At 68.1% G+C, this 25,733-nt stretch carries 29 protein-coding genes and 1 pseudogene; 12 read left to right on the forward strand and 18 right to left on the reverse strand.

Going from position 1 to position 25,733, the window contains the following annotated elements; all coding sequences use genetic code 11:
• Window positions 1-10 precede the first annotated feature (10 nt).
• Window positions 11-706, forward strand: coding sequence for a DUF1707 domain-containing protein (locus ACH5AC_RS09100; protein WP_398861072.1), 696 nt, complete (start codon window positions 11-13; stop codon window positions 704-706).
• Between the two features lie 188 nt (window positions 707-894).
• The gene (locus ACH5AC_RS09105) at window positions 895-2,292 is read left to right on the forward strand and encodes a DUF445 domain-containing protein (protein WP_398861073.1); all 1,398 of its coding nucleotides are present in this window, start codon (window positions 895-897) and stop codon (window positions 2,290-2,292) included.
• A 119-nt stretch (window positions 2,293-2,411) separates the two neighbouring features.
• On the opposite strand, the gene ACH5AC_RS09110 is transcribed toward ACH5AC_RS09105, so the two are convergent.
• Entirely contained in the window at window positions 2,412-3,917 is a 1,506-nt protein-coding gene (locus tag ACH5AC_RS09110; RefSeq protein WP_398861074.1) for an alginate lyase family protein, read from the reverse strand.
• 108 nt (window positions 3,918-4,025) lie between these two features.
• Window positions 4,026-4,475 (reverse strand): hypothetical protein, encoded by a 450-nt coding sequence (locus ACH5AC_RS09115; RefSeq protein WP_398861075.1) that lies wholly within the window; start codon window positions 4,473-4,475, stop codon window positions 4,026-4,028.
• A 162-nt stretch (window positions 4,476-4,637) separates the two neighbouring features.
• On the opposite strand from ACH5AC_RS09115, the gene ACH5AC_RS09120 reads away from it, so the two are divergent.
• Window positions 4,638-5,603: a GlxA family transcriptional regulator gene (locus tag ACH5AC_RS09120; protein ID WP_398861076.1), complete on the forward strand. Its 966-nt coding sequence runs from the start codon at window positions 4,638-4,640 to the stop codon at window positions 5,601-5,603.
• A gap of 46 nt (window positions 5,604-5,649) precedes the next feature.
• Here ACH5AC_RS09120 and ACH5AC_RS09125 read toward each other — a convergent pair whose 3' ends face one another.
• Both ACH5AC_RS09125 and ACH5AC_RS09130 read right to left on the reverse strand, forming a co-directional pair.
• Complete coding sequence (locus ACH5AC_RS09125; RefSeq protein WP_398861077.1) at window positions 5,650-6,165, reverse strand: DUF2267 domain-containing protein; 516 nt, start codon at window positions 6,163-6,165, stop codon at window positions 5,650-5,652.
• A 107-nt stretch (window positions 6,166-6,272) separates the two neighbouring features.
• Window positions 6,273-6,701, reverse strand: a complete 429-nt coding sequence (locus tag ACH5AC_RS09130) for an Hsp20/alpha crystallin family protein (protein WP_398861078.1) — start codon at window positions 6,699-6,701, stop codon at window positions 6,273-6,275.
• A 188-nt stretch (window positions 6,702-6,889) separates the two neighbouring features.
• Here ACH5AC_RS09130 and ACH5AC_RS09135 point away from each other — a divergent pair, with 188 nt between their 5' ends.
• The 4 genes from ACH5AC_RS09135 to ACH5AC_RS09150 all read left to right on the forward strand — a co-directional run bounded on the left by ACH5AC_RS09135 (window position 6,890) and on the right by ACH5AC_RS09150 (window position 10,437).
• Window positions 6,890-7,195: a hypothetical protein gene (locus tag ACH5AC_RS09135; RefSeq protein WP_398861079.1), complete on the forward strand. Its 306-nt coding sequence runs from the start codon at window positions 6,890-6,892 to the stop codon at window positions 7,193-7,195.
• A 4-nt stretch (window positions 7,196-7,199) separates the two neighbouring features.
• A complete protein-coding gene (locus ACH5AC_RS09140; protein WP_398861080.1) occupies window positions 7,200-8,003 on the forward strand; it encodes an inositol monophosphatase family protein in 804 nt (267 codons plus the stop codon).
• A 91-nt stretch (window positions 8,004-8,094) separates the two neighbouring features.
• Window positions 8,095-9,783, forward strand: a complete 1,689-nt coding sequence (locus tag ACH5AC_RS09145) for a sigma-70 family RNA polymerase sigma factor (RefSeq protein ID WP_398861081.1) — start codon at window positions 8,095-8,097, stop codon at window positions 9,781-9,783.
• A 315-nt stretch (window positions 9,784-10,098) separates the two neighbouring features.
• Window positions 10,099-10,437 (forward strand): hypothetical protein, encoded by a 339-nt coding sequence (locus ACH5AC_RS09150; RefSeq protein WP_398861082.1) that lies wholly within the window; start codon window positions 10,099-10,101, stop codon window positions 10,435-10,437.
• 120 nt (window positions 10,438-10,557) lie between these two features.
• Here the strand turns inward: ACH5AC_RS09150 and ACH5AC_RS09155 are convergent, their stop codons facing one another.
• The gene (locus ACH5AC_RS09155; RefSeq protein WP_398861083.1) at window positions 10,558-11,415 is read right to left on the reverse strand and encodes an alpha/beta fold hydrolase; all 858 of its coding nucleotides are present in this window, start codon (window positions 11,413-11,415) and stop codon (window positions 10,558-10,560) included.
• Window positions 11,416-11,475: 60 nt separating this feature from the next.
• Between ACH5AC_RS09155 and ACH5AC_RS09160 the strand changes: the two genes are divergently transcribed.
• A complete protein-coding gene (locus ACH5AC_RS09160; RefSeq protein ID WP_398861084.1) occupies window positions 11,476-12,066 on the forward strand; it encodes a TetR/AcrR family transcriptional regulator in 591 nt (196 codons plus the stop codon).
• A gap of 69 nt (window positions 12,067-12,135) precedes the next feature.
• Here ACH5AC_RS09160 and ACH5AC_RS09165 read toward each other — a convergent pair whose 3' ends face one another.
• Window positions 12,136-12,585, reverse strand: a complete 450-nt coding sequence (locus ACH5AC_RS09165) for a hypothetical protein (protein ID WP_398861085.1) — start codon at window positions 12,583-12,585, stop codon at window positions 12,136-12,138.
• 328 nt (window positions 12,586-12,913) lie between these two features.
• On the opposite strand from ACH5AC_RS09165, the pseudogene ACH5AC_RS09170 reads away from it, so the two are divergent.
• Window positions 12,914-13,475: pseudogene (locus ACH5AC_RS09170) on the forward strand (HD domain-containing protein).
• Here the strand turns inward: ACH5AC_RS09170 and ACH5AC_RS09175 are convergent.
• Window positions 13,463-13,930: an NUDIX hydrolase gene (locus tag ACH5AC_RS09175; protein ID WP_398861086.1), complete on the reverse strand. Its 468-nt coding sequence runs from the start codon at window positions 13,928-13,930 to the stop codon at window positions 13,463-13,465. The pseudogene ACH5AC_RS09170 and the gene ACH5AC_RS09175 overlap by 13 nt on opposite strands.
• On the reverse strand, window positions 13,917-14,054 hold the full coding sequence (locus ACH5AC_RS09180) for a hypothetical protein (RefSeq protein ID WP_398861087.1): 138 nt from the start codon (window positions 14,052-14,054) through the stop codon (window positions 13,917-13,919). The genes ACH5AC_RS09175 and ACH5AC_RS09180 overlap by 14 nt, the downstream gene beginning before the upstream one ends.
• A 637-nt stretch (window positions 14,055-14,691) precedes the next feature.
• On the opposite strand from ACH5AC_RS09180, the gene ACH5AC_RS09185 reads away from it, so the two are divergent.
• Window positions 14,692-14,985 carry a hypothetical protein gene (locus ACH5AC_RS09185; protein ID WP_398861088.1) on the forward strand — a complete coding sequence of 98 codons (294 nt, stop codon included), beginning with the start codon at window positions 14,692-14,694 and terminating at the stop codon, window positions 14,983-14,985.
• On the opposite strand, the gene ACH5AC_RS09190 is transcribed toward ACH5AC_RS09185, so the two are convergent.
• From ACH5AC_RS09190 to ACH5AC_RS09220, 7 genes are all read right to left on the reverse strand, one after another.
• Entirely contained in the window at window positions 14,914-15,318 is a 405-nt protein-coding gene (locus ACH5AC_RS09190) for a hypothetical protein (protein ID WP_398861089.1), read from the reverse strand. The two genes, ACH5AC_RS09185 and ACH5AC_RS09190, sit on opposite strands and share 72 nt — an antisense overlap.
• Before the next feature lie 112 nt (window positions 15,319-15,430).
• Window positions 15,431-15,871 carry a hypothetical protein gene (locus tag ACH5AC_RS09195; RefSeq protein ID WP_398861090.1) on the reverse strand — a complete coding sequence of 147 codons (441 nt, stop codon included), beginning with the start codon at window positions 15,869-15,871 and terminating at the stop codon, window positions 15,431-15,433.
• A 213-nt stretch (window positions 15,872-16,084) separates the two neighbouring features.
• The gene (locus ACH5AC_RS09200; protein WP_398861091.1) at window positions 16,085-16,933 is read right to left on the reverse strand and encodes a helix-turn-helix domain-containing protein; all 849 of its coding nucleotides are present in this window, start codon (window positions 16,931-16,933) and stop codon (window positions 16,085-16,087) included.
• Entirely contained in the window at window positions 16,930-17,670 is a 741-nt protein-coding gene (locus ACH5AC_RS09205) for a DUF6879 family protein (RefSeq protein WP_398861092.1), read from the reverse strand. The genes ACH5AC_RS09200 and ACH5AC_RS09205 overlap by 4 nt, the downstream gene beginning before the upstream one ends.
• Before the next feature lie 136 nt (window positions 17,671-17,806).
• A complete protein-coding gene (locus ACH5AC_RS09210; protein WP_398861093.1) occupies window positions 17,807-18,664 on the reverse strand; it encodes a hypothetical protein in 858 nt (285 codons plus the stop codon).
• Between the two features lie 39 nt (window positions 18,665-18,703).
• Window positions 18,704-18,904 (reverse strand): DUF397 domain-containing protein, encoded by a 201-nt coding sequence (locus ACH5AC_RS09215; RefSeq protein WP_398861094.1) that lies wholly within the window; start codon window positions 18,902-18,904, stop codon window positions 18,704-18,706.
• A complete protein-coding gene (locus ACH5AC_RS09220; RefSeq protein ID WP_398861096.1) occupies window positions 18,901-19,749 on the reverse strand; it encodes a helix-turn-helix domain-containing protein in 849 nt (282 codons plus the stop codon). Before ACH5AC_RS09220 ends, ACH5AC_RS09215 begins: the two co-directional genes overlap by 4 nt.
• Before the next feature lie 198 nt (window positions 19,750-19,947).
• On the opposite strand from ACH5AC_RS09220, the gene ACH5AC_RS09225 reads away from it, so the two are divergent.
• Both ACH5AC_RS09225 and ACH5AC_RS09230 read left to right on the forward strand, forming a co-directional pair.
• Complete coding sequence (locus ACH5AC_RS09225; RefSeq protein WP_398861097.1) at window positions 19,948-20,622, forward strand: ATP-binding protein; 675 nt, start codon at window positions 19,948-19,950, stop codon at window positions 20,620-20,622.
• Window positions 20,623-20,726: 104 nt separating this feature from the next.
• Window positions 20,727-20,891 (forward strand): hypothetical protein, encoded by a 165-nt coding sequence (locus ACH5AC_RS09230; protein ID WP_398861098.1) that lies wholly within the window; start codon window positions 20,727-20,729, stop codon window positions 20,889-20,891.
• Between the two features lie 5 nt (window positions 20,892-20,896).
• On the opposite strand, the gene ACH5AC_RS09235 is transcribed toward ACH5AC_RS09230, so the two are convergent.
• The 3 genes from ACH5AC_RS09235 to ACH5AC_RS09245 all read right to left on the reverse strand — a co-directional run bounded on the left by ACH5AC_RS09235 (window position 20,897) and on the right by ACH5AC_RS09245 (window position 25,526).
• Window positions 20,897-24,043, reverse strand: coding sequence for a DUF3427 domain-containing protein (locus ACH5AC_RS09235; protein WP_398861099.1), 3,147 nt, complete (start codon window positions 24,041-24,043; stop codon window positions 20,897-20,899).
• Window positions 24,044-24,177: 134 nt separating this feature from the next.
• Window positions 24,178-24,516 (reverse strand): hypothetical protein, encoded by a 339-nt coding sequence (locus ACH5AC_RS09240; protein ID WP_398861100.1) that lies wholly within the window; start codon window positions 24,514-24,516, stop codon window positions 24,178-24,180.
• Window positions 24,517-24,713: 197 nt separating this feature from the next.
• Window positions 24,714-25,526, reverse strand: a complete 813-nt coding sequence (locus ACH5AC_RS09245) for a DUF6551 family protein (protein ID WP_398861101.1) — start codon at window positions 25,524-25,526, stop codon at window positions 24,714-24,716.
• Window positions 25,527-25,733 lie beyond the last annotated feature (207 nt).

The following is a 25,733-nucleotide window of genomic DNA, read 5'->3' on the forward strand; positions in this document are numbered from 1 at the left end:
GCTGCTGTACATGACCGACGAGTTGCCGGAGCTGCGCGCCTCCGACGCCGACCGTGAGCGGGTCGCCGAGGTCCTGCGGGACGCCCTCGCCGAGGGGCGTCTCGACATGGAGGAGTTCGAGGAACGGCTGGAGGCCACGTACCGGGCCCGCACGTACGGCGAGCTGACGCCGCTCACCAGGGACCTGCCGGCCGGGCCGAAGGTCGACATGACCAAGCATCCCGCCGAGCGGGACGGCTGGGCGGCGCGGATCGTGGGCGGCGAGGGCTCGTCGCACTGGGCCGTCGCCGTGATGTCCGGTTTCCAGCGCAAGGGGCGGTGGACCGCGCCCCGGCGCTTCAACTGCGTCGCCCTGTGCGGTGGCGGGGAGATCGACCTGCGCGAGGCGGACTTCGCCGACCGCGAGGCCGTGATCAACTGCGTCGCGATCATGGGCGGGGTGACGGTGATCGTGCCGCCCGGCGTCGACGTCGTCGTCCGGGGCATCGGCATCATGGGCGGCTTCGACCAACGCGAGGACGGCACGCCCAGCGACCCCGACGCCCCCCGCGTGATCGTGACGGGCTTCGCCTTCTGGGGCGGCGTCAGCGTCGTCCGCAAGATCACCCGCGCCGAACGACAGCGGCTCCGCGACGAACGGCGGCGGGAGAAGCTGGAGCGGAGGGCGGCGGCGAAGGAGCTGGGCGAGGGGCAGGGCGGGGAGTAGTCGGTCGGGCTGCTGCGTAGCTGCGGGCAGTCGTGCCGCTGGGGCGGCACGGGTGGGCGCAGCGGCACCTCGTAGCGCCGAGTTGCGCACTCACCCCCCAGCCGACGGTCCATGTGCCGCCATCCCTGTCCGGGCCGACGCCGGGAACTCCTGTCCCGTTCCGGGAGTCGTCAGGACAGGAAGGGACAATGAGTACGGGGGCGAGACGGACGGTGGCCGGCGAACGGGTGGAGCGCATGGAACGTACGGAAGCGGCGGACGCACCGGGGCCGTCGGAGGCGTCGGGCACGACGCCGGGCGCGACGACGCCCTCCCACCGCACCATGACCGCCTTCACCCCCGCCGACGAGGAGCGGCAGCGCGGCGTACGGCGGATGAAGCTCACCGCGACGGGCCTGCTGCTGTTCGTGGCCGTGGTGTACGTCCTCGCCGAGTGGGCCTCGCACGAGGGCGCCGGCCCCTGGGCCGGCTATGTGGCCGCGGCCGCCGAGGCCGGCATGGTCGGCGCGCTCGCCGACTGGTTCGCGGTGACCGCCCTGTTCCGCCACCCCCTCGGCCTGCCCATCCCGCACACCGCGATCATCCCCACCAAGAAGGACGCCCTCGGCGTGTCCCTGGGCGAGTTCGTCGGCGAGAACTTCCTCTCCGGGGACGTCGTACGTCAGCGGCTGCGCGCCGTCGGCATCGGCAGCCGCCTCGGCGCGTGGCTCGCGGAGCCGGACCACGCCGACCGGGTGACGGCGGAACTGGCGACGGCCGTGCGCGGCGCGCTGACCGTCCTGCGGGACTCGGACGTCCAGGCGGTGGTGGGCGAGGCGATCACGCGCCGCGCCGACGCGCAGGAGATCGCCCCGGGCATCGGGAAGCTGCTGGAGCGGGTCGTGGCCGACGGCGGCCACAAACGGTTCGTCGATCTCGTGGTCACCCGGGCCCACGACTGGCTGGTCCTGCACAGCGACTCCGTCATGGACGCCGTCCAGGGCGGGGCCCCCGGCTGGACCCCGCGCTTCGTGGACCGCCGGGTGGGCGAACGCATCCACAAGGAACTGCTCCGCTTCTGCGCCGAGATGCGCGACATGCCCTCCCACCCGGCGCGCGGCGCCCTCGACCGCTTCCTCACGGACTTCGCGGCCGACCTCCAGGCCGACACGGACACACGCGCGCGTGTGGAACGCCTCAAGTCCGAGGTACTGGCCCGCGACGAGGTCCAGGACCTGATCACCTCCGCCTGGACCGCCGTACGATCCATGATCGTCGCCGCCGCGGAGGACGAGCGCAGCGAGCTGCGGCTGCGCGTCCGCGCATCCCTCCTCTCCCTGGGCGCCCGCATGGCCCGCGAACCCCACGTCCAGGACAAGGTCGACAGCTGGGTGGAGGGCGCGGCCGTCCACGTGGTCACCACCTACCGGCGCGAGATCACCTCCCTCATCACCGACACCGTCGCCGCCTGGGACCCCGAACACACCACCCGCAAAATCGAGGCCCACATCGGCCGCGACCTCCAGTTCATCCGCATCAACGGCACGGTGGTGGGCTCTTTGGCGGGCCTGCTGATCTATACGGTGTCGCGGGGGTTCGGGGCGTAGGGGGGTAGCAGCAGTTCAGCACAGCCTGGCTCAGCTGCAGGCAGCTGCCGCAGCTGCGCCCACCCCGCCAGCGCCGGGCTGCGCACCCACCCCACCCCAGCGACAACCGCCGGCACCTGTCAGCCCTGCCCCCGCCCCCGCCGCCGCAACAGCAGCAGCCCACCCGCCACAGCGGTGATCCCGGTAGCCGCACCCCAGGCAACGACATCGGTCGCCCCCGTACTCGCAAGGTCACCGTCCCGCTTCCCACCCCCTGAAGCAGGGGCAGCGGCCGAGGCCACCCCAGTCGGCTCTGCTGAGGGCGCCCCGGGCCCCGCCGCAGCCGCAGACGCAGAGGCTGACCCGGACGCCGACGGCGACGGCGACGCGGACGAACCTCCCGCCTCGGCCCCCAGGGGCGCCGCAGAGGCCCCGCCATCCCCCCGATCCCGCGTAAACGCCAACGTCCCGAACCCCAGCTGATCGAACCCCCCACTGTTGGGCCCGTAGTCCCCACCACCCCCCTCCGGCGCAGCCTTGGCCGCAGCCCGAGTGAGATAGGTGGCCGACACCCCCCGCCGCTTGGTGTAGTGATTCGCGATCATCGCCCAGATGGGCCGAGTCATGGCCGGATCGACCCCGGCCACATCACTGGCCGTCTCGCTCCCCGACCACCCCCCGATGGCCCCCTTCTTACGAGTGTTCGCGGTATACGTCACCTCGCCACCCAGCGTCCACTTCGCCACGTACTGCGCCCCCTTGAGGAACCGGCTGTCGTCATACCCGTACAGGTCGATCCCCTGGTTCCAGGCCATCTCGCACACCGTCCCCATGAGCCCGACCCCGAGCAACGCATGCCCTTGGTCCCGACCCGCCTCAAGCCACTCCCCGAGCCCGTCCCCGTGCACCACGGGAATGGCGTTGCGCACGGACCCGAGCCCTTCCCCGTTCTTGAAGTACTCGACGGCCCGCTCCACCTTGCCCCGGTCGTCACAGAAGATCCCCACCGCGAGCACACACGCCATCGCGGTCAGATCCCAGTTGGGCCAGTAATTAGTAATGACAGCCCCGTTGTGCCGTACGAGAAAGTCCTCACTCAGCGGACAGAAGACCTCCAGCAGCATCTTCCGGAACCGCTCCAGCTCGAACCCGTCGTGATCCCGCACCAGCTCCGCCGCATTGGCGAACTGGTACCCGTACAACCCGGCCGCGAGAAACCGATCCGCCGACCCCTGCACCGAAGTCAGCTTCGCCGACCACGCGTTGAGGATCGCCACGGCGGTGTCCGCGTGCGCCCGGTCCCCGCTGACGTGATACCGCAGCCCGTTCTGATAGGCCGCGTGGATGTCGTTGTAGAGAATCCGATAGTTCTCCGGCGTCCCCGACCCCCGGTACACCACCTCCTGAGGATTGGCCGTCCACCCGCTCTGCGCATGCCGGTTGGCCGTCAGCTTGGCGTACCCGGCGGTGTGGGGCGCGGCCCCCGCCGCCACCTTGGCGGCCATACGGTCGAGGTCGGCGCGGGTGTGGAGAAGGCCGGGGTGGACGAAGCCGGCGCCGTCCGCGGCAGCGGCGGGCGCTGTGTTCGCGGCCGTACCGGCCGCGAAGGCGGTGGCTCCGGCGGCCGCCCCCGCGACCTTCAACATGCTCCGGCGGCTGATCTGTCGAGTCACATGCATGCCCTGGGAGACGCCCCGAAGGCAGCCCGATAACAGAAACCCGCAACCCGCCGACGGCAACCCGAAACCCGTCCCCTACGCCCCCGTCGTAGACCCCGGCCGCACGATCATCAACACCGTCACCACCACCCACAACAGATTGAACACCCCGCTGAACATGGCCAGTCGAGCAGCGTCCTCCCGCGTGCCACCCCCCTCCACCCACACCCCCTGCCGAGGCAGCACCAGCCCCGCCAGCACCCCTGCGGCCAGCCCCGTCAGCACGATCGACACGATCAGCCACGCATCGCCGAGCACCCCCATCTGCCCGGCCGTAGCCAAGCCGAACACGGGCACGACGACGCCGACGACGGCGTACACCCGGCAGATGCGATGCAGCAGCCGTACGGTCTCGGCGGCCCGCGCATCGTCCGGCGCGGCCAGCGCACGGCGCGCGGCGGGCGGAAACATGCTGGCGGCGACGGTGACGGGACCGATGGCGACGATGACGGCGATCACATGCACGGCAAGCAGAAACTTGGTCACGGCCCGACGCTAGACGCGACACGGATCTCGCAGCAGCGGCAGGACTGCCACCTTCCAACGGATTCCCGCCACCCCGCCGCCACAGGCCAGTAGCCCCACCGAACCGACCGGAACTGCCCACGCTCCCTTGGCCACAACCCGTCGTACACCTACGATCCCGCCATGCCCCACACCGTAGCCGTACTGGCGCTGGACGGCGTCATCCCCTTCGACCTCTCCGTCCCCATCGACGCCTTCGGCTGGGCCCGCCTGCCGGACGGCCGCGAGCCCTACCAGGTCAAGGTCTGCTCCGCTACGGCGGAGGAGGAGGTACGGGCGGGCCACGGCACCTTCACGGTCCGCGCCCCCTACGGCCTGGAACTGCTGGCGGACGCCGACACGATCATCCTGCCGGGCGTGGCCGAACCCCCCGACCCCCTGCTCCCGGAGGTCACGGAGGCCCTGCACACGGCGGCCGCGAACGGCACCCGCATCGCGTCGATCTGCGTCGGCGCGTTCCTCTTCGCGGCGACCGGTCTGCTGGACGGCCTGCCGGCGACGACGCACTGGTTCGCGGCAGCGGACCTGGCCGCCCGCTACCCGAAGGTGACGGTCGACCCGAACGTCCTCTACGTCGACAACGGCCAGTTCCTCACCTCGGCGGGCGCGGCCGCCGCCCTCGACATGTGCCTGCACATGATTCGCAAGGACCACGGCTCGGCGGTCGCCGCACACACGGCCCGCATGTCGGTGATGCCCCTCGAACGGGAGGGCGGCCAGGCCCAGTTCATCGTCCACGACCTGCCACCGGCACCCGCCGGCGCCACCCTGGAACCCCTCCTGAACTGGCTGGAGGCCCACTGCGAACGCGACCTCAGCCTCGACGAGATCGCCGCCCGCGCGGGCATGAGCACCCGGACCCTCAACCGCCGCTTCCGCGAGCAGACGGCCACGACACCGCTGCAGTGGCTGCACCGGGCCCGGGTCCGGCGGGCCCAGTACCTCCTGGAGACGACCGCGTACCCCGTCGAGCGCATCGCGGCGCAGGCCGGCTTCGGCTCCCCGACGGCGTTCCGCGAGCGCTTCCGCAGGGTCGTGGGGACGAGCCCGCAGGGGTACCGGAGGGCGTTCCGCTCGGGCCGGACGTGACACCCATACGATCAGCAGCCGGGCCGCCGGACGAGGGGGCGCCGCCTCAGCCCTTCGCGAGCAGCTCCGCCCTGCCGAACAACAGGGCATACCCGGGCGGCAGTTCGGCGATGACCCGGTCGACGAGAGCGTCACCGACCAGCTCGGGCAGCACGCTGAGCACGGAACTGACGTCCCAGCGGGCGGTGGCGGGTGTCGCCCCCTCGACGCGCGCGGCCACGCCGTCCACGAACTCCGCCGCCGTCTGGGGCCGGGTGACCGGAATCTGCGCGGCGACCACCGAGGCCGCCTCCGGGGGCAGCGCACGGGCCAGTGCCACGCGCTCGTCGCCGACCACATGGCCGCCGAGAGCGGACAGCACGATACGGGTGACCCGCTCCGCCTCCGCTCTGGTCGGGTACTGCCCGGCCTCCCGGACGGCATCCACGAAGCGCGCCCAGCCGGGACTCCCGTCCCCGCCGGCGGCGGCCTTCGGGCGGCGGCCGGCGGCCGGGGCGGGGATCACCGCCCGGGCGGACGGGCCGGCGGGCGTCCTGGTGAACGTCGTCGTTGGCGCGGTCATGTCGTTCGACTCCTCTCAGGGCTCTGCAAGGGGGCTGGGCACCGGGACAGGAAAGGTGCCCCGCGCGGATGTCCGGACAGGAGGCCCAGCGCGGGGCACCGGCTGCGTCAGCCGCTGATCTGCTTGCGGTCGGCCGCACCGCCGCCCGTGATCTGGATGCGGCGCGGCTTGGCCTGTTCGGCCACCGGGATGCGCAGGGTCAGCACGCCGGCCTCGTACGAGGCGTCGATGCGTTCCGTGTCGAGGGTGTCACCGAGGAAGAGCTGCCGGGTGAAGGAGCCCGTGGGCCGCTCGGCGACGATCATCTCCGCGTCCTCGGGGGCGGGGCTGCGGCGCTCGGCACGGACGTTGAGGACGTTGCGTTCGACGTCCAGCTCGATCGTCTCGGGGTCGATGCCGGGAAGGTCGAAGTGGACGAGGAAGTCGTCCCCTGACTGGTAGGCGTCCATCGGCATTGCGGCGGGCCGCGCGGCGGAGCCGAGGACCTGCTGCGCGAGGCGGTCGAACTCGCGGAACGGGTCGGTTCGCATGAGCATCACAGTCCACTCCTCTCGTCGACGTCATCGAGTGCGATGCCACACGGCTACTTATATAACTCGGAGGAGAAAACTTGACAAGACCCGACTCATACCGACCCCTTGGCCCTCGGGCCCCGGCAGACGACTAGCCTCGTCCCCATACCTGCACGGCACACACAGTGGCAGTGAGAGCGGAGGAGACAGACATGGCGAAGATTCCCAGCTCGGTGATCGCCGCGGGCGGACTCGTCGGCGGTTACGGCGTGGCCCGCTGGACCAGGAAGCGCCAGCTCGGTGGCGTCGTACTCGCCGTCGCGGGCGCCGCGGCCGCCCAGCAGTGGCGTCAGCAGGCCGGCGGCAAGGCCGCGGGCGCCCTCACCGCCGCGTACGTCGCCGCGTTCGCCGGCTCCCACCCGCTCGCCAAGAAGGTGGGCGCCTGGCCGTCGGTCTTCGGCGTGGCGGGCGCGGTGGCACTGGCCTCCTGGGCGGTGGCGGACCGCCACCCCGCCTGACCACATGAACGCGGACCTGAACCTGGCTCACGCACTGGCCGTGGCCAGGCAACTGTCCGCCTGGGCGGCGGAGGCGATCCGGACCCCCCACCGGGGCAACGTCCGCCGGAAGGCGAGCCCCGCGGACATCGTCACCGGCACGGACGAGCGCATCGAGAGACACGTCCGCGAAGTCCTGCACCGAGAGTTCCCGACCCATGGCATCGAGGGCGAGGAGTACGGCGTCCAGGCACCGAAGTCGCCGGACGCGCCGCACTGGCTGATCGACCCGGTCGACGGCACCACGAACTACGCCCACAACCTCGGCTGGTGCTCCTTCTCCCTGGGCCTGGCCGCCCCCGACGGCACCCCCTTGCTCGGCCTGGTGGCCGACCCCTGGCGGTCCGAGACCTTCACGGCGATCACAGGCGGAGGGGCGTTCCTGAACGACACCCCGATCCAGGCCGCCGACCACACCACCCTCACCGGCCACGTCTTCCTCACCGAATGGGCGGCCCACACGCACTGGCCCGGCCTGGACCCCCTCCTCTCCTCCCTCGCCGCCCGCCACTGCACCACCCGGGTCATGGGCTCCACAGCCCTCTCCCTCTCCCAGGTGGCCGCGGGCCGCGCCTCCGCGGCCGCGATCGGCGAGTTCCACGCGGTCGACGGCCTCCCGGCCTACCTGATCGCCAGGGAAGCGGGAGCGGTGGCAGTCCCCCGATTCCCGACCCACAACCACCCCTTCCTCCTCACGGCACCGGGAGTGGCAGCGGAGATGACGGAACTGTGGGAGGCGTCGGTCGCCGCCGCCCGACGCGAGAAGTGATCCGCCTCACGGAACCAAACTCGTTGAAGTTTCTGTCACTTAGCCCGAGAACTCATGTGCCCCCAGCGAGCAGGAACGGGAGCGTTCCGGCATGACCGACGGCTTCTACGGTTCCGGTTCCGGTTCCGGTTCCGGTGCCGGTTCCGCTTCCGGTGCCGGTTCCGACAAGGTGCCCCCTCAGGCATCGGCAGTCGTACCGGCATCCGCCCCCACGGCCTCCTCGGCCCGGGTCCCGGCCCCCCGCATGTCCGCCCGCGCCTACGCCCGGATCTACGAGGAGCAGCAGCCGCGCCTCGTCGCGTACGCACGCTCACTCGCCAGGAACGCCTGGACCGCCGAGGACCTCGTCGCCGAGGCCCACTTCCGCGTCTGGCGGCGGCTGTCCGCGGGGCACGAGATCGACAACGTACCGGCGTACCTGATGACGACCGTACGACGCCTCGCGGGCGCGGCCGCGCGCACGGCCCGCGAGACCCCGCAGGACCCGCGCACCCCGAACGGCACCGAGACGGCGGACCTCTCCTACGGCGCCCAGGGCATCCACCAGGCCGAGGCCCGCGCCGCCGACCCGGCAGAACAGATCTCCTCCGTGGACCTGCTGGTACGGGTGCTGGGCGACCTGCCCGAGCGCTGGGTACGGGCCCTCTGGCTGGCAGAGGCGGAGGGCCAGCCCCTGGAGACGGTCGGCCGCCACATCGGCGCCAAGCAGGGCGCGACGGCCGTACTCCTGCACCGGGCCCGCGAAGGCATGCGCCAGGCGTTCCTCCGCATCCAGACCGCCGCCCCCGACGACCCCGCCTGCCAGGTCCACTGGTCCCGCATGCCGGCGTACGTACGCGACACGGCGACCCCCCGCCAGGCGGACCGCCTCCTCGCCCACATCGACACCTGCGCCCCCTGCCGCACCCGCCTGTCCCTCCTGACCCGCGCCAACGACCGCCTGCCCGCCCTGATCGCCCCGGCCCTGCTCACCTTCGCGCTGGGCGGCACGGGCAAGTACCTCCTCTCGACGACAGCAGCCGGCGCAACGACGGGCGGAGCCGCCGGCGGCGCCGCGAGCACGGCGAAGCTGCCGGCAGCCCTCGCCGTCGGCGCGGCCGCGACAGGCGCCGCGATCGTGGCCGTACTGGCCTTGGGCACCGAAACCCCGCCCCCCGCTCCGGTGGCGAGAACACCGGTGGCGGAGGTGCCCGTGGCGCAGGCCCCGGTGGCCGACGTACCAGTGCCCGACGCACCCGCAGCAGAAGCGCCGGCGCCGAGGACGCCGCTGCCCGAGCCCCCGGTGGCGCGTACGGCGAAGGACGACACCGCGCGGCACGAGCCCTCGACGACCGCGCCCCCACAGACGGTCACCGCAGCGGACCAACAACTCCCGGCCGAGCCCAGCACGAGGGCCGAGCCCGCAGACACCCATCGCCCCCCGACACCCCCCGCGAACAACCCACCAACGGAGAACCTCCCCGACACCGCACAGCCCCAGGACACGACCACCGACACCCCACCCGAGCCCCGCGATACGGAGGTCCCTGCCCCCGGCCACCCGGAAGCCGGGGAGGACGACGAGCAGGACACCGCGACTCCCGTGGAATCACCACCAGTTGATGACTCCCCGGACTCGCTGGCACCACCCTCTCCGGCACCTCCCGGAGGCGACGCCTGCGGAGACGCGCATCAGAACGAGGCTGGAGAGCGCGACACCCCGGCGCCCCACGACGATCCCCGAGGAATCGGCCGAGGCAAAGGCAATCAGCACAGCCGAGGAGCCGTCCCCTCGCACTGAGTATCTGGAGGCTGCCCCGGTCCGCGCCGGGTTCCGGTGTGGGCTTCAGTTGGCCGATGGGCAGTAGCGGCTGTTCCGGCTACAGCCCGCGCACTCAGCCCGCCCACTGGGCGAGGGCGACGACCCGCAACCCACATCACCTCCCTTTGAATCGACCCAACTCGGGGCCGAATAGGTAACTTCGCTCGTACTTGTACCGGAAGCTCCAATGATGGAGGTCGTCAATCCTCAAGGCCCGCTTTCACTGCTGGCCGTACCGCCGCCCTGCGGGCAGTGGCCGGTGACAGCGGGCGGCGGGTGGCCGATGATGGCCGGGTGACGATGAACGAGTACGAGCTGGCGAGGCACCTCGACGGCCGGGCACGCGTGGAGGTGGACGTCCACCGGCGTTTCGGCGTCGTGCGCAGCGGCAAGGTATCGGACCGGTTCCGCCCGGTCGCCCATGCCCTGGGCTACCGGCTGCTCCGGTGCGTAGCCGTCGGCAAGGGCGGACCAGACCGGTACATCTTCGAGCGGGACGACGAGCCGCAGGCGCGCCGCCGTGCTGAGTTGAGCATCGCCAGGCTGCGCGCGGGCGGGCCATTGCTGCCCGCCATGGAGCCGCCTCCCCCACCTCCGCCGGGCCCGCCGCCCCCGGCCCCCGGGCGGCGCTGACGCGTGCCGGATCCCCGCCCGACGATCTACACCCAGGCTGCCGCTCACGACCAGCACGAGTAGACCGAAGACAACCCGCGCCACGTCATGACCAGCAACTTCATCATGCACACCGCTCACTCAGTCGGCGTGTCGGGTCGGCTCTGCTCCGGTCCGGACAAGAAAGTCGGTCAGCACTTCAGCAAGCCGTTCGGGCTGGTCCTCAGGGATGAGGGTGGATGAGTCGGCGATCTCGATCAGCCGACCCTGCGGGTACAACTCGGCCAGCCGGGGGCCGTGCTCACGCGGCATCAGTCTGTCCTCGGTGGCCCAGACGACCAGTACCGGGCGGTCGAACTCACGCAGTCGCTCGCTCCAGGCCAGCAATGTCTCGCGGTCGGGTGCTCCGGTGGCGAACTTGGCGAAGTCCTTGCGAATGGCCCTGCTTCGAGTGGCGGGAGCGAACCAGTCGTCCATGATCTCGTCAGGGATGCCGCGCAGGCTCATCCCACCGTATCCGGCCCGGTTGTTGCGGAACGCGGGGATGCCCATGAGCCGGGTCAGGAGCCAGACACCGCCGGGGACCCTGCATACCTGGGCCATCGCCTTGGCGGGTCCGGGGGGAAAGTTGTCGAATGCCTCGCAGGCCACCAGCACCAGGCGCGCGAGCCGCTGGGCCCGCCCTTCCGACACCAGGAACTGGCCCCCGCCCCAGTCGTTGAGGACGAGCGTCACCTGGTCCAGGCCGAGCCGTTCGATGAACTCACTCAGAAGCAGGGCGACACCGCGCTGGGACAGATCGGCATCCGGGTTCATCGGCTGGCGGTGACCGCCGAGGGGCAGCGTAGGCAGGACACAGCGGTATCCGTCCATCAGCGGGACCACCTTGCGCCACTGGGTCTCGTTCATCGGCAGGCCGTGGCCGAACACCAGCACTGGCCCTTCACCGCCGGTGTCCTGGTAGTCCATCGGCCCGGACGACAGCTCGATCCTCGGCATCAAACCCCCATTTGATAGATTGTTCTACTGCAATCTTGGATACAGGAAGAGCAGAGGGCAATGGGGCAATCGGACACGCGAGCCAGGATCCAGAGTGCCGCCACGATCCTGTTCCGCCGCCACGGCTACTCAGCGACCGGCCTCAAGCGGGTCGCGACAGAGGCAGAAGCGCCGTTCGGCTCCATCTATCACTTCTTCCCCGGTGGCAAGCAGCAACTGGCCGAGGACATGATCCGCACGTCCGGACCCGAGTACGGCCGCATGGTGCTGGCTCTGCTGGACAGTGTGCCGGACCCCGCCGAATCACTCGTGCACGCCTTCGAGGCGGCCGCGGACGACCTTGCCGCGGCCGACTACGCCGACGCGTGCCCGATCGGGACGGTGGCGTTGGAGGTCGCCAGCAGCAATGAGGTGCTGCGGGCCGCGACGGCAGACGTCTTCGAGGAATGGGTCGACGCCGCGGCGCAGTGGTTCGGCCGTTGGGTCGTCGACCCCATGGCGGCGCGTTCGCTCGCCTGCTCGATGATCATGCTGCTTGAGGGGGCGTTCATGCTCAGCCGGGCTGCCCGCGATCCGGAACCGCTGCGGGTGGCCGGCCGATCGATGGCCCAGTTGCTGCGCACAACTGTCGCGCAGGCAGACGAGGGTTGACTCCGGCGAGCGGGGCGGACGGCCCGAGTACGAGTTGGTACTGAGCGCACGACTCGCCAAGCGAGATGCTCACTGGCCAGAAGATCGACCATGAGGAACGTGGGGACCCCGGCTCCCGGGGTCGTAGTTGACCGCCCAGGCCATCGTGCCCGTCAGCACGTCCGCCGGAGCCCAGCGTTGGCTCAGTACACGCGTCATGAGGGCGTCGGTGCTCGACTTGATGTGAGGCATACGGCGACGCCCGTTCGTAGGAACATCTACGCCGGCGGACACGGGCCGGCCCAGAATCTCCCCACCCCACGGATCAAGCTCGTTGGCGAGCCGCCCGTCGAACTGCATCTCGTCGAAGTCGAGCTCCCCCGCCCCGACCCGGACGATGTGACGGAACACATCCGCCTCGACCGACACCCACACGCCGATGGTCGTCGTCCTACCGTCGTCGAGACCGACGGGCAGCAGGGCACGAGCGAACCCACCCAGATTGTCGGTCCCCACAATCGCATTGTTGGCCACCTTCACATGCCGCTCGTAACCATCCGCCCCCAACGCCGCCACAGGCTGCGGCAACTCCAGATCGAACCGAGGGTCCGAGACATCCAGACCCCCACCACAACAGGGACACGGAGGCACACCACCCTCTCGCTCCCCGATTCCACCGCTCTTGCCCTTACGCCGCCATATCGCCATGGCCAGCAGTGAACCACCTCCCGGAACTTGCGGCGGGCCCGGCAGCACGCCGCCAGTCCCTTGCTCTACGTGAGGCGGCCCCTCGCTCGCCGCTTTGCAGCATGGTGGGGTACGGCGCGCTCGAGAATGGGAGACGAACCTGACGGGCATGAAGTCGCCCATGGACGAGGTGACACTGGATTGGGCAGTGCACATCGCAGAGGCGGAGCTCGGTGAGTTGTTGCCTCGACGGTTGGTGCACAGCCAGGGAGCAGCCGCTGGAGCGGAGGAGCTCAGACCTCCTGCGTGCGGACGCCGACCTGCTGACCGCAGCTGCCCTCCTGCATGATGTGGGTTACGCGCCTCGCTTGGCGGTTACAGGCTTCCATCCGCTCGAGGGAGCGCGCTTCCTCCGGGATGAGCACGGTGCAGACGAGCGGCTGGCCCGCCTGGTGGCGAACCACTCGTTCGCGCTTCTGGAGGCGGAGGAACGCGGGCTGAGGGAGGCGCTGGCCACGGAGTTCCCCCTGCTGGACGACCCGCTGCTGGTGGACGCTCTCGTGTACTGCGACATGACGACGACACCCGATGGCGGCCGGACCACCGCGCAGGACCGTGTCGCGGAGATCGTCGGCCGCTATGACGCAGACAGCGTGGTCGGGCGGTTCATCCGGCGGGCGGCACCGGAGATCTTCTCCTCCGTCGAGCGGATCGAGGCCGCCCTGGCGGCTCAGCCGAGGTAGGGGTAGGTGCCGGCCAGGTAGTCACCGATCTGCTGGCGCATGCTGGGGTGGATGTCGTACTGGTCCAGGTCGGCCGGCTGCACGAAGCGGACGCCGTCGGCCTCGTCGTTGATGGTGGGTTCTCCGCCGACGCCGCGGCCGATGTAGGTGGTCTCGTACTGCTGGCGGATCTCGCCGTCGGTGTAGGCGACGATGTGGTTCGGGTTGGTGTAGACACCGAGGAAGCCGGTGATCTCCGCGATGATGCCGGTCTCCTCCAGGCACTCGCGTACCGCGCACTCGGCCGCGGTTTCGCCGATGTCCTGGGCGCCGCCGGGAAGAGCCCACTGGCCGGTGTCGCGGCGGCGCTGGAGGAGGATGGCGCCGGTCTCGTCGACGACGAGGAGGTTGCTGGCCGGGATGAGGGTGTTCGCCTTCGGTGCGGTCGGGTCGTGGTAGTACTCAGTCCTGCCCATGGCGGGCGGTCCTCTCCTGGTCGGGTGTCCATGGCCGCGCGGTGGCCCAGACGGCGTCGAAGCTCTGAGCGTAGTTGTCGAACCACCCTGTGCTGTCTGCCCTCTTGAGGTGGTTCTCGTGCACGGGACCCCCCTCGTGGTGTGGAAGCTGCCCTGACCTCGGGCTCCGGGAGCGTCGTCGTCGCGCGGGCATACGCGGACCGGAGGAACTGTCCGCCGCCGGCGCTGCTGAAGTCCTGTCCGGAACTCAGATAAGCGCCCCCTTATATGAAGTTGGCGGGTCACGCCTGGAGCGGGTCCTACGATGGGCCGGTGACCGAGACACTGCCCCCCCGTGGGCATTGACCTCTTCGACGTTGAACGGCTCCTGCTGACCGAAGCTGTGGAGCCGCCGCTGCCGCCCCATGACGCTGAGGCCCGGGATCGGGTGTGGGACATGGCGGTCCGGGCCAACCCCACCCTCTTCGACGGGCCTGTGGTGGCGTGCGGGGGACTTGAGCGGACCGGCCCGCGCATCCTGCGTCTGTCCTGGGTGCGGGTGACCTACCGGCACTACGCCTTGCGTCGCGTCCCCGGCGCGACCGCGCTGCCCTCGTTGTTCGTGAACGTCGTCCAGCCGACCGACGACGGCCGTGTGCTGGCAGCGAGGATGTCCCCCTCCACGGCCGCCCCGGGCCGCTGGCAGCTGCCAGGGGGGTCGGTGGAGCCTCCCCGGGACGGAGCTGTGCTGGACGAGCCGGCACTGGCCGGTCAGGCCGCGCGTGAGCTCGCCCGAGGAGCTGGGGATCGGCACGGCCGCCGAGGAGCTGAAGCTGTGGGTCGTCACCCGCGGAGAGAACGGCAGTATCGGCCTGACCTACCTGGCCCCTGCCCTTCCCGAGGCAACCCTGCACGCGGGCTTCACCGCTGCTGCGGCAGCCGAGCGCGCCCATGGCCGCGAACCTGAACTCGACGGCATCGCCCTGGTGCGCTCACCGGACGAACTACTCGACCTGGTCGGTCCACACGCGGACTACTTGGAGCCGGTCGTCCGCCGCTTCTCCGGGTGCTGCTGAGGTCCCACCCAACCTGATCCGGCCGGTCATGAGTACGTCGTGGTTCGTGAAAAGGGCGTCGAGCTCGAAGCGTCGTCGGATGTACGCCGTCCACATGACATCGGGACGATCGTCGGACTTGACCATGCGCGCGCGGCTGGCCTGGGTGAGGATCCAGCGGGCCTGGTCCTGGGCTTGGGCGCGGCCGCCGAGGTCATGGGCGAGGCTCCATAGCTCGTCACCATCGCCTTGACCGCCGAGGACGGCGACGACACCGATGTCGCCCAGGCCGCGTTGGTCGCTGGAGTGGGTGGTGTAGGCCACGGTCAGAGCTTCGAGGGGGAAGACGGTCACTCGGCCGTTAGAGGACAGCTCGGTCGGCGGCACGGGACGGAATCCATTCCGGTACGGCACGGCGGACCAGGCGCGGAAGCCAGGTCCGCCGAGGCACTTCAGGGGAACTGGGTCAGCAGCAGGGACCGTCACCGCAGCACGCGGGCGGGTTGCATTCGGCGGCCGTGCCCCACAGCCGCTCGTCGACCTCGAAGCCGGCCGCCCGGATCCGGCCGACGACATCGGTCATCAGACCGCGCGTGCGGACCTTGCTGTTGGGCTGGTGGTGCAGGAAGTAGCCGAACTGCTCCTGGCACCACGCGGCGTACCAGTCGGTGTGCAGGATGAGCGTGTGCCAGCCGGGATCGACCAGTTGCGACGGCGCCATGTCGGCACCTGCGTGGGTGGTACCCATCACATGGACCAACGCCAGTGCCTGGTCCACCACCTGGTTGGCGACACACTGCTCCAGGCCGTACTCGTCTGCGCAGAAGGCGGCGAGCATCTCGAAGTCGGCGTCGCTGACGAGAGAGCGTCCGGTGCGGCTGTCGGCGACGACACTCGTGAGGGGCATGGGTGAACTCCCTGTCGGTGGCTGGAGGGCTTTGGGCTCACGGAGCACGTCCACGGGATTTCGAGAGCGAGCCAGTATTCAGCCCTGGCCTGTCTGCGGGGTGAATCGGACGAGCTTCGTGGCCATGACCAGGACGCTAGACGGAGTGATTGCGCATGCTCGCGGCGATTGCGCCTGATTGCGCATGCGGGTGTGACGCTTGCATCCGATTGACTACGGCAGATCCAGAGAAGCCCTCGCGCGTCCGATCAGACGGCGTGCGGGCGCCCCGTACTCAGCGGACTCGGCAAGCCAGTCCCACGCCCGTTCGTACAGCTGAATGTCCTCGTCACCAGTGAGCCACAGCTCTTCACTGATCGTTTCGACAATGACCAGACGTCGGTCATAGATCCAGAACGCATGTGGTGCCGTACGGCGCAATTGCGCCCCGAAGGGGAGGACACCGAGTTCGATGCGGCGCTGACCCACGAGGTTGTAGAGGCGGTCCAACTGCTCAGCCATCACATCCGCAGGACATGAGCGGTGGTACAGCGCCGCCTCGCACAAGAGGAACCGAAACGTCTTCTCGGGGTCGTACAGCGCCTCCTGGCGACGCATCCGGGCCTCAACCGCAGCCTCGGTGGTCGGGGTGATGCCGCGGAACTCCGCATTGGAGTCGAAGATGACACGGGCGTACTCCGGTGTCTGGAACAGCCCGGGAACGCGCGATACTTCGAGGCCGCGGATCGCCTTCGTGGCCTCCGTCTGACGTACGGCGATCTCTTGGCGGCCCCGGTGTCCGCCCGCCAGCTGGCGCCGCCAAGAGCGGTGCCGTTGCTTCATCTCAAGGCCGGCCCGAAGCCCTTGGAGCTCAGCCTCCGCATCCGGTCGACCGCAGGCTTGTGCCCATGCGGTCAGATCGGCTGCGGACGGAGTCTGCTTGCCGTTCTGCAAGCGGGAAACCTTCGACGGCTGGCAGCCCAGCTTGGCCGCCAGGCCCTTGCCCTCCAGACCGGCCTCGGTGCGCAGCTCGCGCAACCGCGCGCCGAGGGCCTCTCTCGCGGTCTGGTAGTCCGTGGTCACACGGTGGAACGTACCCGCCTGGCGAAGTCTTCGGTACGGACCGCATGGTGCCAGGCGGCATCGCGGGCCTGACAGGCAGCGAGGACATCGGCCGGGTCCTCGGTGACGTACACGCCCAGGGTGGTGTCATTGTCGTCGAACGCAAACCGGGCGAGGATCTTCGAGTCGAAGAGCCAGAAGTCGTAGCTCGGCAGCCGCAGTTTGTCGGCCTGGGCGCGCGCCAGATTCCGGATGTCCTCGCCCGCCGCGACGTTGCTGGGCGCACTGGCCAGCAGAAACTCCTGGCCCTGCGTGAGCGGTTGGTCGACCAGCCTCACGCGCTCGAAACGCTTGCCCTGCGCTGTCTGCGCGCGGACGTTCTCACGCCAGGCGTTGTCCGGATCACCGGCGATGTTCTCGCCCGCCAGGAACCGGGCCCACTTGGGGCTACTGCGGTCGGAGGCGTAACCGCGGCGCGTCTCCAGGCGCCAAGCTGTGTGCTTGAAGTCGCGGAAGAGGTCGGAGATCGAGGCGAAGGGCTGAAGCTCGGGGGCCTCGCTCCTGGGCGCGTAGCGGGTCAGCAGACTGCGCGGGACACGAACGAAGGTCTCGGACTCCTTGACGTCCCGCAGCTGGGCCAGATTCGCCGGGTTGGTCTCACGGTCACCTTGAACGAGGATCTCGTCCGTGCCCTCGATCTCGTACAGCGTGGGGCAGTCTCCGTCGTCACTGGTCGTGCCGAGGAACCTGAGCGTCATGGTCGTCCTCCGTGGGTGTATGCCGGAGCCCCAGGATGAATGGGCAGGCTCAGGCGCACCTGGTAATTGCGACGGATTGCGTCTCCACACGGAAGGGCGGGGATTGCGCGCAAGTGGACGGCGAGCTGTTGGGGGGTCAGTTCGGCTGGAGCTTCGCGATGACCTGGTCCGCCGTGTGACGGGCTGGCGTCAGGCGCGGATCTTCTGGGTCGGCGTACGGCCCGAGGATCTTCGAGCAGGCGAAAAGGATCATCAGCTTGCCGTCCCGACTCCGGAAGTCGGAGCGCCGCTCCCGCAGTACGCGATCGGCCAAGGACGGGACGGCGAGGGAGCTTGCCCACAGGGAGGCCGCGTCCAGCCCTCGGGGCGCGTTCCCCCAGTCCTCCCAGTCGAAGAGACAGAACGCCGGCGCGGTCATGTTGGCCCAGTTGAGATCTGCGTGGGCCGGTACCCATCGCTCGATGGTGGTGTCGAGTTCGCCGGGGAAGACCCGATGGATGGACTCGGTGACGAGGGCCTGCGTGATGGTCTCCGTGTCTGGAGTGGCAATTCGCCTCGTCTCCTGGGCCGCAAGGGCGTCCAGCGTGGAGCTCAATCCCTGCCACCACTCGTCCGGCAGCCCGGGGTTCTCACTGAGGACGGCGGTTCCGACGGGGGCACCGGGCAGCAGCTCGGTCTCGTCGGCCCGCCACATCACCGGCTCGCCCGCATCCGGCCAGACGACGCAACCGAGCCAGGCCGGTTGGGAGACGCCGTCCAGCCGAGCGGCGGACTCCGCGCCGTTCCACCCTTGAAACCCGATCCGGTCGAGCGCCCGCCTCTCGACCCGCACCCACGTGTCGCGTTGCGTCCGCGCCCCGACCGTCCGGCGCTTGCGCTTCACCGTGTCCCGGTCCAGACGCGTTTGAAGCGACCGCTCCACGTGGTTGAGAACCGCATCGACCGGTTCGGTCCGCAGGTCGACGGGGTGGGCTGTGCGGTGTGAGAGGGGCATGGCGGGGACCGTAGCAGCGGGCGTGTGCGCGTACCGCGATTACCACTTCCGACGCTCAAGGAACGACGCCCACGCGACAGCGTTGACTGGGATCACTGGCCCATTCGCCACCTTGGAGTCACGGACAAGTACGCCGCTGCTGGTTAGGGCGCACTCCACGCACTCGCCACCGGCACCGTTGCTGTACGTCGACGTGAACCACGTCGGGGGCCTGGAGCGGTTGGACTCTGCGATGCTCACCGTGCGTATTCCTTCAACACTGACTCGATCAACTCGGCGGAGCGCTGAGGGCTCAAGGCCGCGGCTCGTAGGCCGTTGAACGCCTTCGTGTACTCGCGAACATGGTGTTCGCCTTCGAGATAGACCGCGTCAGTGATGCCGTCTCGGTAGACGAGGTCCGGGTCCTCCGGAGCCGGAAAGCCCAGCATGGTGAAGGTGCCCGTGACCGGGTAGGTGCCGGAGTCGAACGGGAGAACCTGCAGGGTCACTGACGGCAAATTGGTCGATTCCAGAACGCGTTCGAGCTGTTCCCGCATCAGTGGACGGTTCCCGATGACATTGCGCAGTGCCCCCTCGTTCAGGATGAACCATGCATCAGGGGGGTCTGGACGCATCAGCATCGCTTGTCGCTCCATGCGGACACGTACAGCCCGTCGGATGTCCTCGTCGGTCATATGGCCGCCGCTCTTGTGGAGCTCACGGGCGTAGTCCTCAGTCTGCATGAGGCCAGGGATCAACTCGCACTGGTATTGGTGCAGCGTGGAGGCGTCCTGCTCAAGCCCGATATAGATGTTGAACCACTCGGGTACGCCGGCACCGTGCACCTGCCACCAGCCTCGCGTCTTGGCCTGCCGCGCCAGCGACTTGAGGAACTCGCGGAGCTCGTCGCTGGTGTCGTAGAACCGACACAAGGCATCGATGTCCGAAGGTTGGACGCGACCGTTCCCCGTCTCCATCCGATTGACCTTGGAGCCACTCCAATCCAGCGCGGCACCGACCTGTGCGCAGGTCAGCGTGCTCTGCTCACGGAGCTTCTTCAGCTCGATCGAGAGACGACGACGCCGTGCCGTCGGTGATCCGGCCATCCCAATCCTCTTCCAAATAGCGGGCGTTCAGTCTTGCGCCAAGGGATGCGCTTGCCAATCACTCGGAAGTGGGAATCCCGCCCTGCACATTGCATGAAGGGATGCGGTGCCGTCACTCTGGTCATCGAAGCAACCCATCGTGATCGTCCGTAACGCTCCGCTGTCCATGTGGCGGCGCCTGCAACGAGAGGGGTCTCCATGAGCCAACCGGCATGTGTGTCACGCAGGCCATGGCGCCTGGCCTTCACCGCCCAGCCCGCCGAAGTGGCCGCGCTGCGCAGAATGCTGCGGCTGCGCCTGGAGAACTGGGGCCTACACGAACTGATCGACTCGACTCAGCTCTGCGCCAGCGAGTTGGTGAACAACGTCATCACCCATGTCGGCCACGGCACGCCGGCCACCCTGGCGGTATCCATGAGCGGCACCTATCTGCGTGTCGAGGTCCACGACCCGGACACCCGCGCCCTTCCGACTCTCCTGGACGCGCAGCCCGACGCGGAAGACGGCCGAGGCATGGCGGTCATCGACGCCGTCGCCGACCGCTGGGGTGTCCTGCTTCGACCCGACCAGAAGGTGACCTGGTTCGAGCTGGCGACCGGGCTCACCTCGCCCGGTGGCCATATGAGAGCCCCGGGCGTCACGCGTGCCGAGGCGCTCATCGGCCTCTACGGTGTGGCCAAGCAACCCTGCGAGCAGAGCTTGAGCAGACTCTGCACTTCGATGGCTCAAGTGGCCGTCATCAACGCCATCACGGACTTCCTTCACTGGCTACACGCCCACGGCTGTGACGCAGATGACGTCCTGGATCAGGCCCAGACCCAGTTCGAGGCACAGATCGAGGGATGGGGAGACGTGCCTTGCCGAAGCCTCTGATGAACGGCCTCTCGAAGGCACACACCATACGCCGGAGCGTCGAGCGTCCCACGGTATCCCGGTGCTCCTGCGAGCTGGACCGACTTCGAGCGCTGGCACGTGAAGTGCAGGAGATCGATGCGGCATGGGCGCAGGAGTCGGCTGAGTTCCCGAGCGAATCAAGTGCGGGGCGGCTGCGCTCCGTGACCCCGTACGAGGAGATCGAAGTCGACTACGCGCGCATGGTCTGGAGGGTCGCCTCGGCGCTCGCTCGGGAACTGCTCGACTGACGGTGTCAGCCCGAGGCGATCGTCGAATACGTCCATACGTCAGCTGGGAGCTCTTGCTCCAGATCCCATGTGATCGCCATCGGCTTGCTGCCCGTGTGCTTCACGTACCTGGCTGGTCCGAGGAACATCCAAGGCGCGGGCTTACCAATCGTGTTGGTCTTGTAGCGGCGCAGGAACAACAGAACATGACTGCCCTGTTCGGCGTGGTGCTGGTAGCGCAGGCCGGTTCGGGAGTTGGCGGGGGTGGTGCTCTGGGATTCCCAGTGGAAGCGGGTGGGGGTGACTGCGTAGTCCTTGTATCGGACGCTGGGGGAGAAGTCCTTCTCGTTCTTCTCCAGGGTGATGAGTAGGGCGTCGGTCTTGATCTCCTCGACCCATGTGACTCCCTGAGCGAAGAAACCCGGCATCTGCCCACCCAACCGTGCGACGCCGAGAGCCGAGAGGATCTCGGAGCGGTTGTAGGCGCTATGGATCTTCAAGGGCAGGTGGCTGAGGGCGCCCCCCAAGGGGAGGGGGTAGTGGTCGGTGCGATCGAGGCCGTACGTCAGAACCTGCTGGAGTTCGCTGCGGACAAGACGCTGGGTGCGTAGCGAGTCGATGCCGTCTCGGTAGCTGGAGAAACCGCCTCCCTTGTCCCACAGGGTGAAGAAGAGCATGCGGGCGTAAGCCTGGTCGACAGGTGAGAGCGAGTCGTATTTGGGGGCGTCGTCGGAGAGTAGGCGTAGATATGCCTCAGCCCGGTCCTTGTCGTCCACGTGGAGGAAGGCATGGACTCGTTTGAGGAGGTCTTCTTCGCCTGGTCGTGGGGCCTCCTTGATGATTCCTGCCTTGCGTAGGACCTTGGTCCAGGAGTTATCGCTCTTGTAGAGCTCCTTGATATCCCGTCGACTCTCGCGCAGGTAGGCGTTGAGCCTCGGTGTGCTGTAGGCCGTGACCTCCTTCGCCAGTGTGGTGATGGTCGCGTTGAGCTGGGTGCGGATGTTGTCGAGAACGAGGTCCTTGGACTTGCCCTCCAGAATGATCTGGCAACCGGAGGGCAACTGTGGGAAGTCACGTTCGATGCTGTCGGCAAGGCGGTTGCGAGACAGGTTTGTCAGCGCGCGGAACTGCTCCTCGAAACGGAACTCCGCCCGGTGCTGACCGATGAAGTCGAGCACGGTTAGCACCGGTTTATTCGGCGTACGGCGCAGGCCGCGTCCCAGTTGCTGGAGGAAGACGGTCGCGCTGTTCGTGGGGCGCAAAAGCAGCAGTGTGTCGACGTCAGGGATGTCCAAACCCTCGTTGAACAGGTCGACAGAGAAGATCACTTGGATCCGTCCGGCCTTGAGGTCGTTGAGTGTCTGCTCGCGCGCTGCGGGAGATGAGTCGCTGTCGAGAGCTGCGGCCTGAAGACCAGCCTTGCGAAATTCCCCGGCCATGAAATGCGCGTGCGCCTTGGTTACACAGAAGCCCAGGGCGCGCATGGTGGAGGGGTTGGAGATTTTGTTCTTGACCTGCTTGATGACGATGAGAGCTCGTGCGTGGCTTGCCGTGAGGAGGTTGCCGAGTTCGTTCCTGTCGTAGTTTCCAGCTCGCCAGTTCAGCTGCGTCAGATCCGTACCGTCTGGGATCCCGAAGTAGTGGAACGGGCACAGAAGGTCGGCCTCAAGCGCCTCCCACAGCCGCATCTCGGCGGCGATCCGCCCGTCGAAGAACTCGTCTTGAACGTTCAGCCCATCCATCCGCTCTGGTGTCGCGGTGAGGCCGAGAAGTTCAGTGGGCCTGAAGTGGTCAAGCACACGGCGATATGTGTTCGCCGTGGCGTGGTGGAACTCATCGATAACGATGACATCGAAATGGGCGGGATCGAACTGCTCCAGTCGCTGAAGGTTGAGCGACTGGACGCTGGCGAAGACATGTGTGTAGTCGCGGGGCTCGTGGCCGTTGAAGAGCAGCTCACCGAAAGAGGCGTCGGCGAGTACCTCCTGATACGTGCGCAGAGACTGCTTCAGGATCTCCTTGCGGTGCGCCACGAAGAGTAGCCGCGGGAGCTCCCCACCACGCTGGTCGCGCATCGTGCGGTAATCCAGAGCGGCCATGACCGTCTTCCCGGTTCCGGTGGCCGCCACGAGGAGGTTCTGGTGGTGATCGCGGATTTCGCGCTCCACGCGGAGGCGTTCCAGCATGTCTCGTTGGTGAGGGAAGGGCTGCACTTGGAGCCCTGAGAGACTGACGTTCAGGTCATCGCCTGCGCCACTGCCCCCTGCGCGGACCAGCGCTTCGTCGAGTCGTTTCCCGTCCTGGTCGGGGTCGTACGCCTCGAACGTGGGATCGTCCCAGTACGCGTCGAAGGTCGCCTCGAACTTGTCGAGCACTCGGGGCGTGGCAACCGAGGACAGCCGCACGTTCCACTCCAGGCCGTCAAGGAGGGCTGTCTTCGACAGGTTGGAGCTGCCCACATAGGCGGTGTCGAAGCCGGTGTCGCGTCGGAAGAGCCAGGCTTTGGCGTGCAGCCGCGTTGATCTGATCTCGTAGTTGACCCTCACCTCGGCGCCGAACTCCCGGACCAGCCGATCCAGGGCTAGCCGATCGGTGGCCCCGATGTACGTCGTGGTGATGACACGAATCGGCACACCCCGCTTCTTCGCTGCACGCAGGGAGTCCTCCAAGACGCGTATCCCGTACCACTTGACGAACGCGCACAACAGGTCGATCCGGTCCGCCGTGGCCAGCTCGGCCCGCAACTCGGCACCAAGGCTGGGGTCACCTGGGGCGTTGGTGATGAGTGCGGTTTCGGACAGTGGAGTCAAGGGGCGAAGCGCGAAGACGCCAGGGGCCTCCTGTTCGGCGAGGGCAAGGAGCTGGCGCGGGCCATCGGCAATGACGTTTCTGACTTCGTCGACGTCTGGGTCGGGAGCGCTATCGGTCAGCGCACGCAGGATCTGGTTGGCGACGGCCACCTGCCTCTTGTGCGGGAGTCGGGCCAACCGGCTCCCCACGGCTTCTCCGATGTGTCTGGCCAGCACCTGAGGTGTGGACTCTTCACTGACTTCGGCGTCGATGGCTTTCCAGCCGGCGGCTTCAAGTCCCTGCAGTTGATCGCGTAGATCCTGAGTGACAAGCCGCTCGTGGACGCCTGCGACCAGCTCCGATCGATCCACTGACTCCGTCACGCCTGCTCCTCTGGTGACTCATCTTCGCTGTTGATCTGTTCTAACAGCAGTCGCTGACATGCGAAGGTGCCTTTCGTCGAAAGGCACCTTCGCGTTGGCGCCACGGGGATAGGGGAGCCCGAAGGGACCCGGCTTCAGGGAACAGGGCGTGACTCTTCTGCAGCCGGTGCGGTAGAGCCTCGTCGTGGAAGCTCGGCTTTGTCGTCCGTGGAGATGATGAAGGTGAGGGCAACGACGACGAGGCAGGTCAGTGCGAAGGCGAGGAACATGAGCCGCTGCTTCTGCATGGCTACCACGCGCCCCTTGGAGTCATCGGCGATGATCCGGTACTTGGTGGTGCGGTGTTCGAAGAACTTGGCGACCGTGTTCCTGGGGAGGTTTCTGACCACTCTGGCCAACGCGAGCGTCACGCACATGACGCCAATGGGGATGACGGCCCCTACAGGCATGCCTTCGGGGAACTGTGAGAACATGGTTTGCTGACCCTTTTCGCTGCGGTCGGCAAGACAAGAGTGACATCGGCGGCACGCTAAATGGCATGGCTACGCCTACGCCGCACCTTCTATGAGAGGTGGGTGTGTGAGGAAACTCGAAGCGGCGCGATCGCGATCTCAGGTCCAGCCGAAGGTGATCGCCTTCCTGCGCGGGAAGGCGCTGGCCGTTCGCGGTACTACGCCTCGATACGGTTCTCGGCCTTGCGACCCTTGTTCCAGGCGGCAGCCACGAGACGATAGGCGGTTGAGACGCGCGATCCGGTTCCGCTGTTGTTGAAGCCGCCACGGGACGACTGGCTGAGTATTTCGGAACGCCACTTGGCGGCCGTGCCCATGGACATCATCTTCCGGGCGAGCTCGCTGTCCTCGACCAGGTCTCCCCACCGGCCGAGGAACATGCCTATGCCACCAAGGAGCATGCCGTCCCAGGTCTCCGCTGAACGACCCCAGGCGCTCTCAGCCACCGTAAGAGTTCGGTCAAAGACCGAGGCGCCGTAGCGGTCCACGATCTGGAGCACGCCGGACACCGCCCCCACGCCGTTGGTGGACGTGGAACCGAGGGCCAGCTCGTGCTTCTGAAGAATTCTGTCCGTGTCGACGAACAGTGGCACTCCACCGGTAAGGCCGACGTGGTACTCGTCGATGGGGCGAGGCTTGTGGGATTCCCGGTTCTTGATGAGGAAGAGTATGGCTTCCTCGGCCTGGGTCAGACCATGATGGATCTCTGCTCGGATGGTTCGTATGCCAGCCAGCGCACAGGCGCGCCACCGATGCTGTCCGTCGACGATGTAGAGGTCGCCGTCGGAGCGTTCCGACACGATTATCGAGCCAATGGCCTCGCGGACCATGTTGTCCGCGATGTTCTGAGCGCGCCTCTCGTTGAGGGTCCGCTGCGCCTGAGGGTCGATGTTGAGGTCCTTGATCGAAACCTCAACGCCGTACTCCACCTTGTGCTCGGGGAGTTCGAAGGTGTACCGCGCCTTGGGCATGGCTGTGCCTCTCAGCGTTGCGTTAGGGGGATGTTTCGGCTATGCCGGGATCTTGGGATGCAACGCGGCGATCAGAAAATCATACGAATGGACTGTTTGCAAGTCGCTTCGCTCGCACCGCAGTTCACTTGCCTTGGATACCGAGTGCCCATGAGCCGCGGACCTGATAGGCGTGGTCCACGTGCCGTGAGGTGAGCAGTGGAATGC

It is taken from the genome of Streptomyces sp. NPDC018693 (assembly GCF_044391385.1).
GTDB lineage: Bacteria > Actinomycetota > Actinomycetes > Streptomycetales > Streptomycetaceae > Streptomyces.

What these genes read in the sequence shown, in the direction of transcription:
- ACH5AC_RS09100 (WP_398861072.1), top strand. Translation starts at nt 11, where the DNA reads ATGACCGACGAGTTGCCGGAGCTGCGCGCCTCCGACGCCGACCGTGAG.
- ACH5AC_RS09105 (WP_398861073.1), top strand. Translation starts at nt 895, where the DNA reads ATGAGTACGGGGGCGAGACGGACGGTGGCCGGCGAACGGGTGGAGCGC.
- ACH5AC_RS09110 (WP_398861074.1), bottom strand. Translation starts at nt 3,917, where the DNA reads ATGTTGAAGGTCGCGGGGGCGGCCGCCGGAGCCACCGCCTTCGCGGCC.
- ACH5AC_RS09120 (WP_398861076.1), top strand. Translation starts at nt 4,638, where the DNA reads ATGCCCCACACCGTAGCCGTACTGGCGCTGGACGGCGTCATCCCCTTC.
- ACH5AC_RS09125 (WP_398861077.1), bottom strand. Translation starts at nt 6,165, where the DNA reads ATGACCGCGCCAACGACGACGTTCACCAGGACGCCCGCCGGCCCGTCC.
- ACH5AC_RS09130 (WP_398861078.1), bottom strand. Translation starts at nt 6,701, where the DNA reads ATGCTCATGCGAACCGACCCGTTCCGCGAGTTCGACCGCCTCGCGCAG.
- ACH5AC_RS09135 (WP_398861079.1), top strand. Translation starts at nt 6,890, where the DNA reads ATGGCGAAGATTCCCAGCTCGGTGATCGCCGCGGGCGGACTCGTCGGC.
- ACH5AC_RS09140 (WP_398861080.1), top strand. Translation starts at nt 7,200, where the DNA reads ATGAACGCGGACCTGAACCTGGCTCACGCACTGGCCGTGGCCAGGCAA.
- ACH5AC_RS09145 (WP_398861081.1), top strand. Translation starts at nt 8,095, where the DNA reads ATGACCGACGGCTTCTACGGTTCCGGTTCCGGTTCCGGTTCCGGTGCC.
- ACH5AC_RS09155 (WP_398861083.1), bottom strand. Translation starts at nt 11,415, where the DNA reads ATGCCGAGGATCGAGCTGTCGTCCGGGCCGATGGACTACCAGGACACC.
- ACH5AC_RS09160 (WP_398861084.1), top strand. Translation starts at nt 11,476, where the DNA reads ATGGGGCAATCGGACACGCGAGCCAGGATCCAGAGTGCCGCCACGATC.
- ACH5AC_RS09175 (WP_398861086.1), bottom strand. Translation starts at nt 13,930, where the DNA reads ATGGGCAGGACTGAGTACTACCACGACCCGACCGCACCGAAGGCGAAC.
- ACH5AC_RS09195 (WP_398861090.1), bottom strand. Translation starts at nt 15,871, where the DNA reads ATGCCCCTCACGAGTGTCGTCGCCGACAGCCGCACCGGACGCTCTCTC.
- ACH5AC_RS09205 (WP_398861092.1), bottom strand. Translation starts at nt 17,670, where the DNA reads ATGACGCTCAGGTTCCTCGGCACGACCAGTGACGACGGAGACTGCCCC.
- ACH5AC_RS09210 (WP_398861093.1), bottom strand. Translation starts at nt 18,664, where the DNA reads ATGCCCCTCTCACACCGCACAGCCCACCCCGTCGACCTGCGGACCGAA.
- ACH5AC_RS09220 (WP_398861096.1), bottom strand. Translation starts at nt 19,749, where the DNA reads ATGGCCGGATCACCGACGGCACGGCGTCGTCGTCTCTCGATCGAGCTG.
- ACH5AC_RS09225 (WP_398861097.1), top strand. Translation starts at nt 19,948, where the DNA reads ATGAGCCAACCGGCATGTGTGTCACGCAGGCCATGGCGCCTGGCCTTC.
- ACH5AC_RS09240 (WP_398861100.1), bottom strand. Translation starts at nt 24,516, where the DNA reads ATGTTCTCACAGTTCCCCGAAGGCATGCCTGTAGGGGCCGTCATCCCC.
- ACH5AC_RS09245 (WP_398861101.1), bottom strand. Translation starts at nt 25,526, where the DNA reads ATGCCCAAGGCGCGGTACACCTTCGAACTCCCCGAGCACAAGGTGGAG.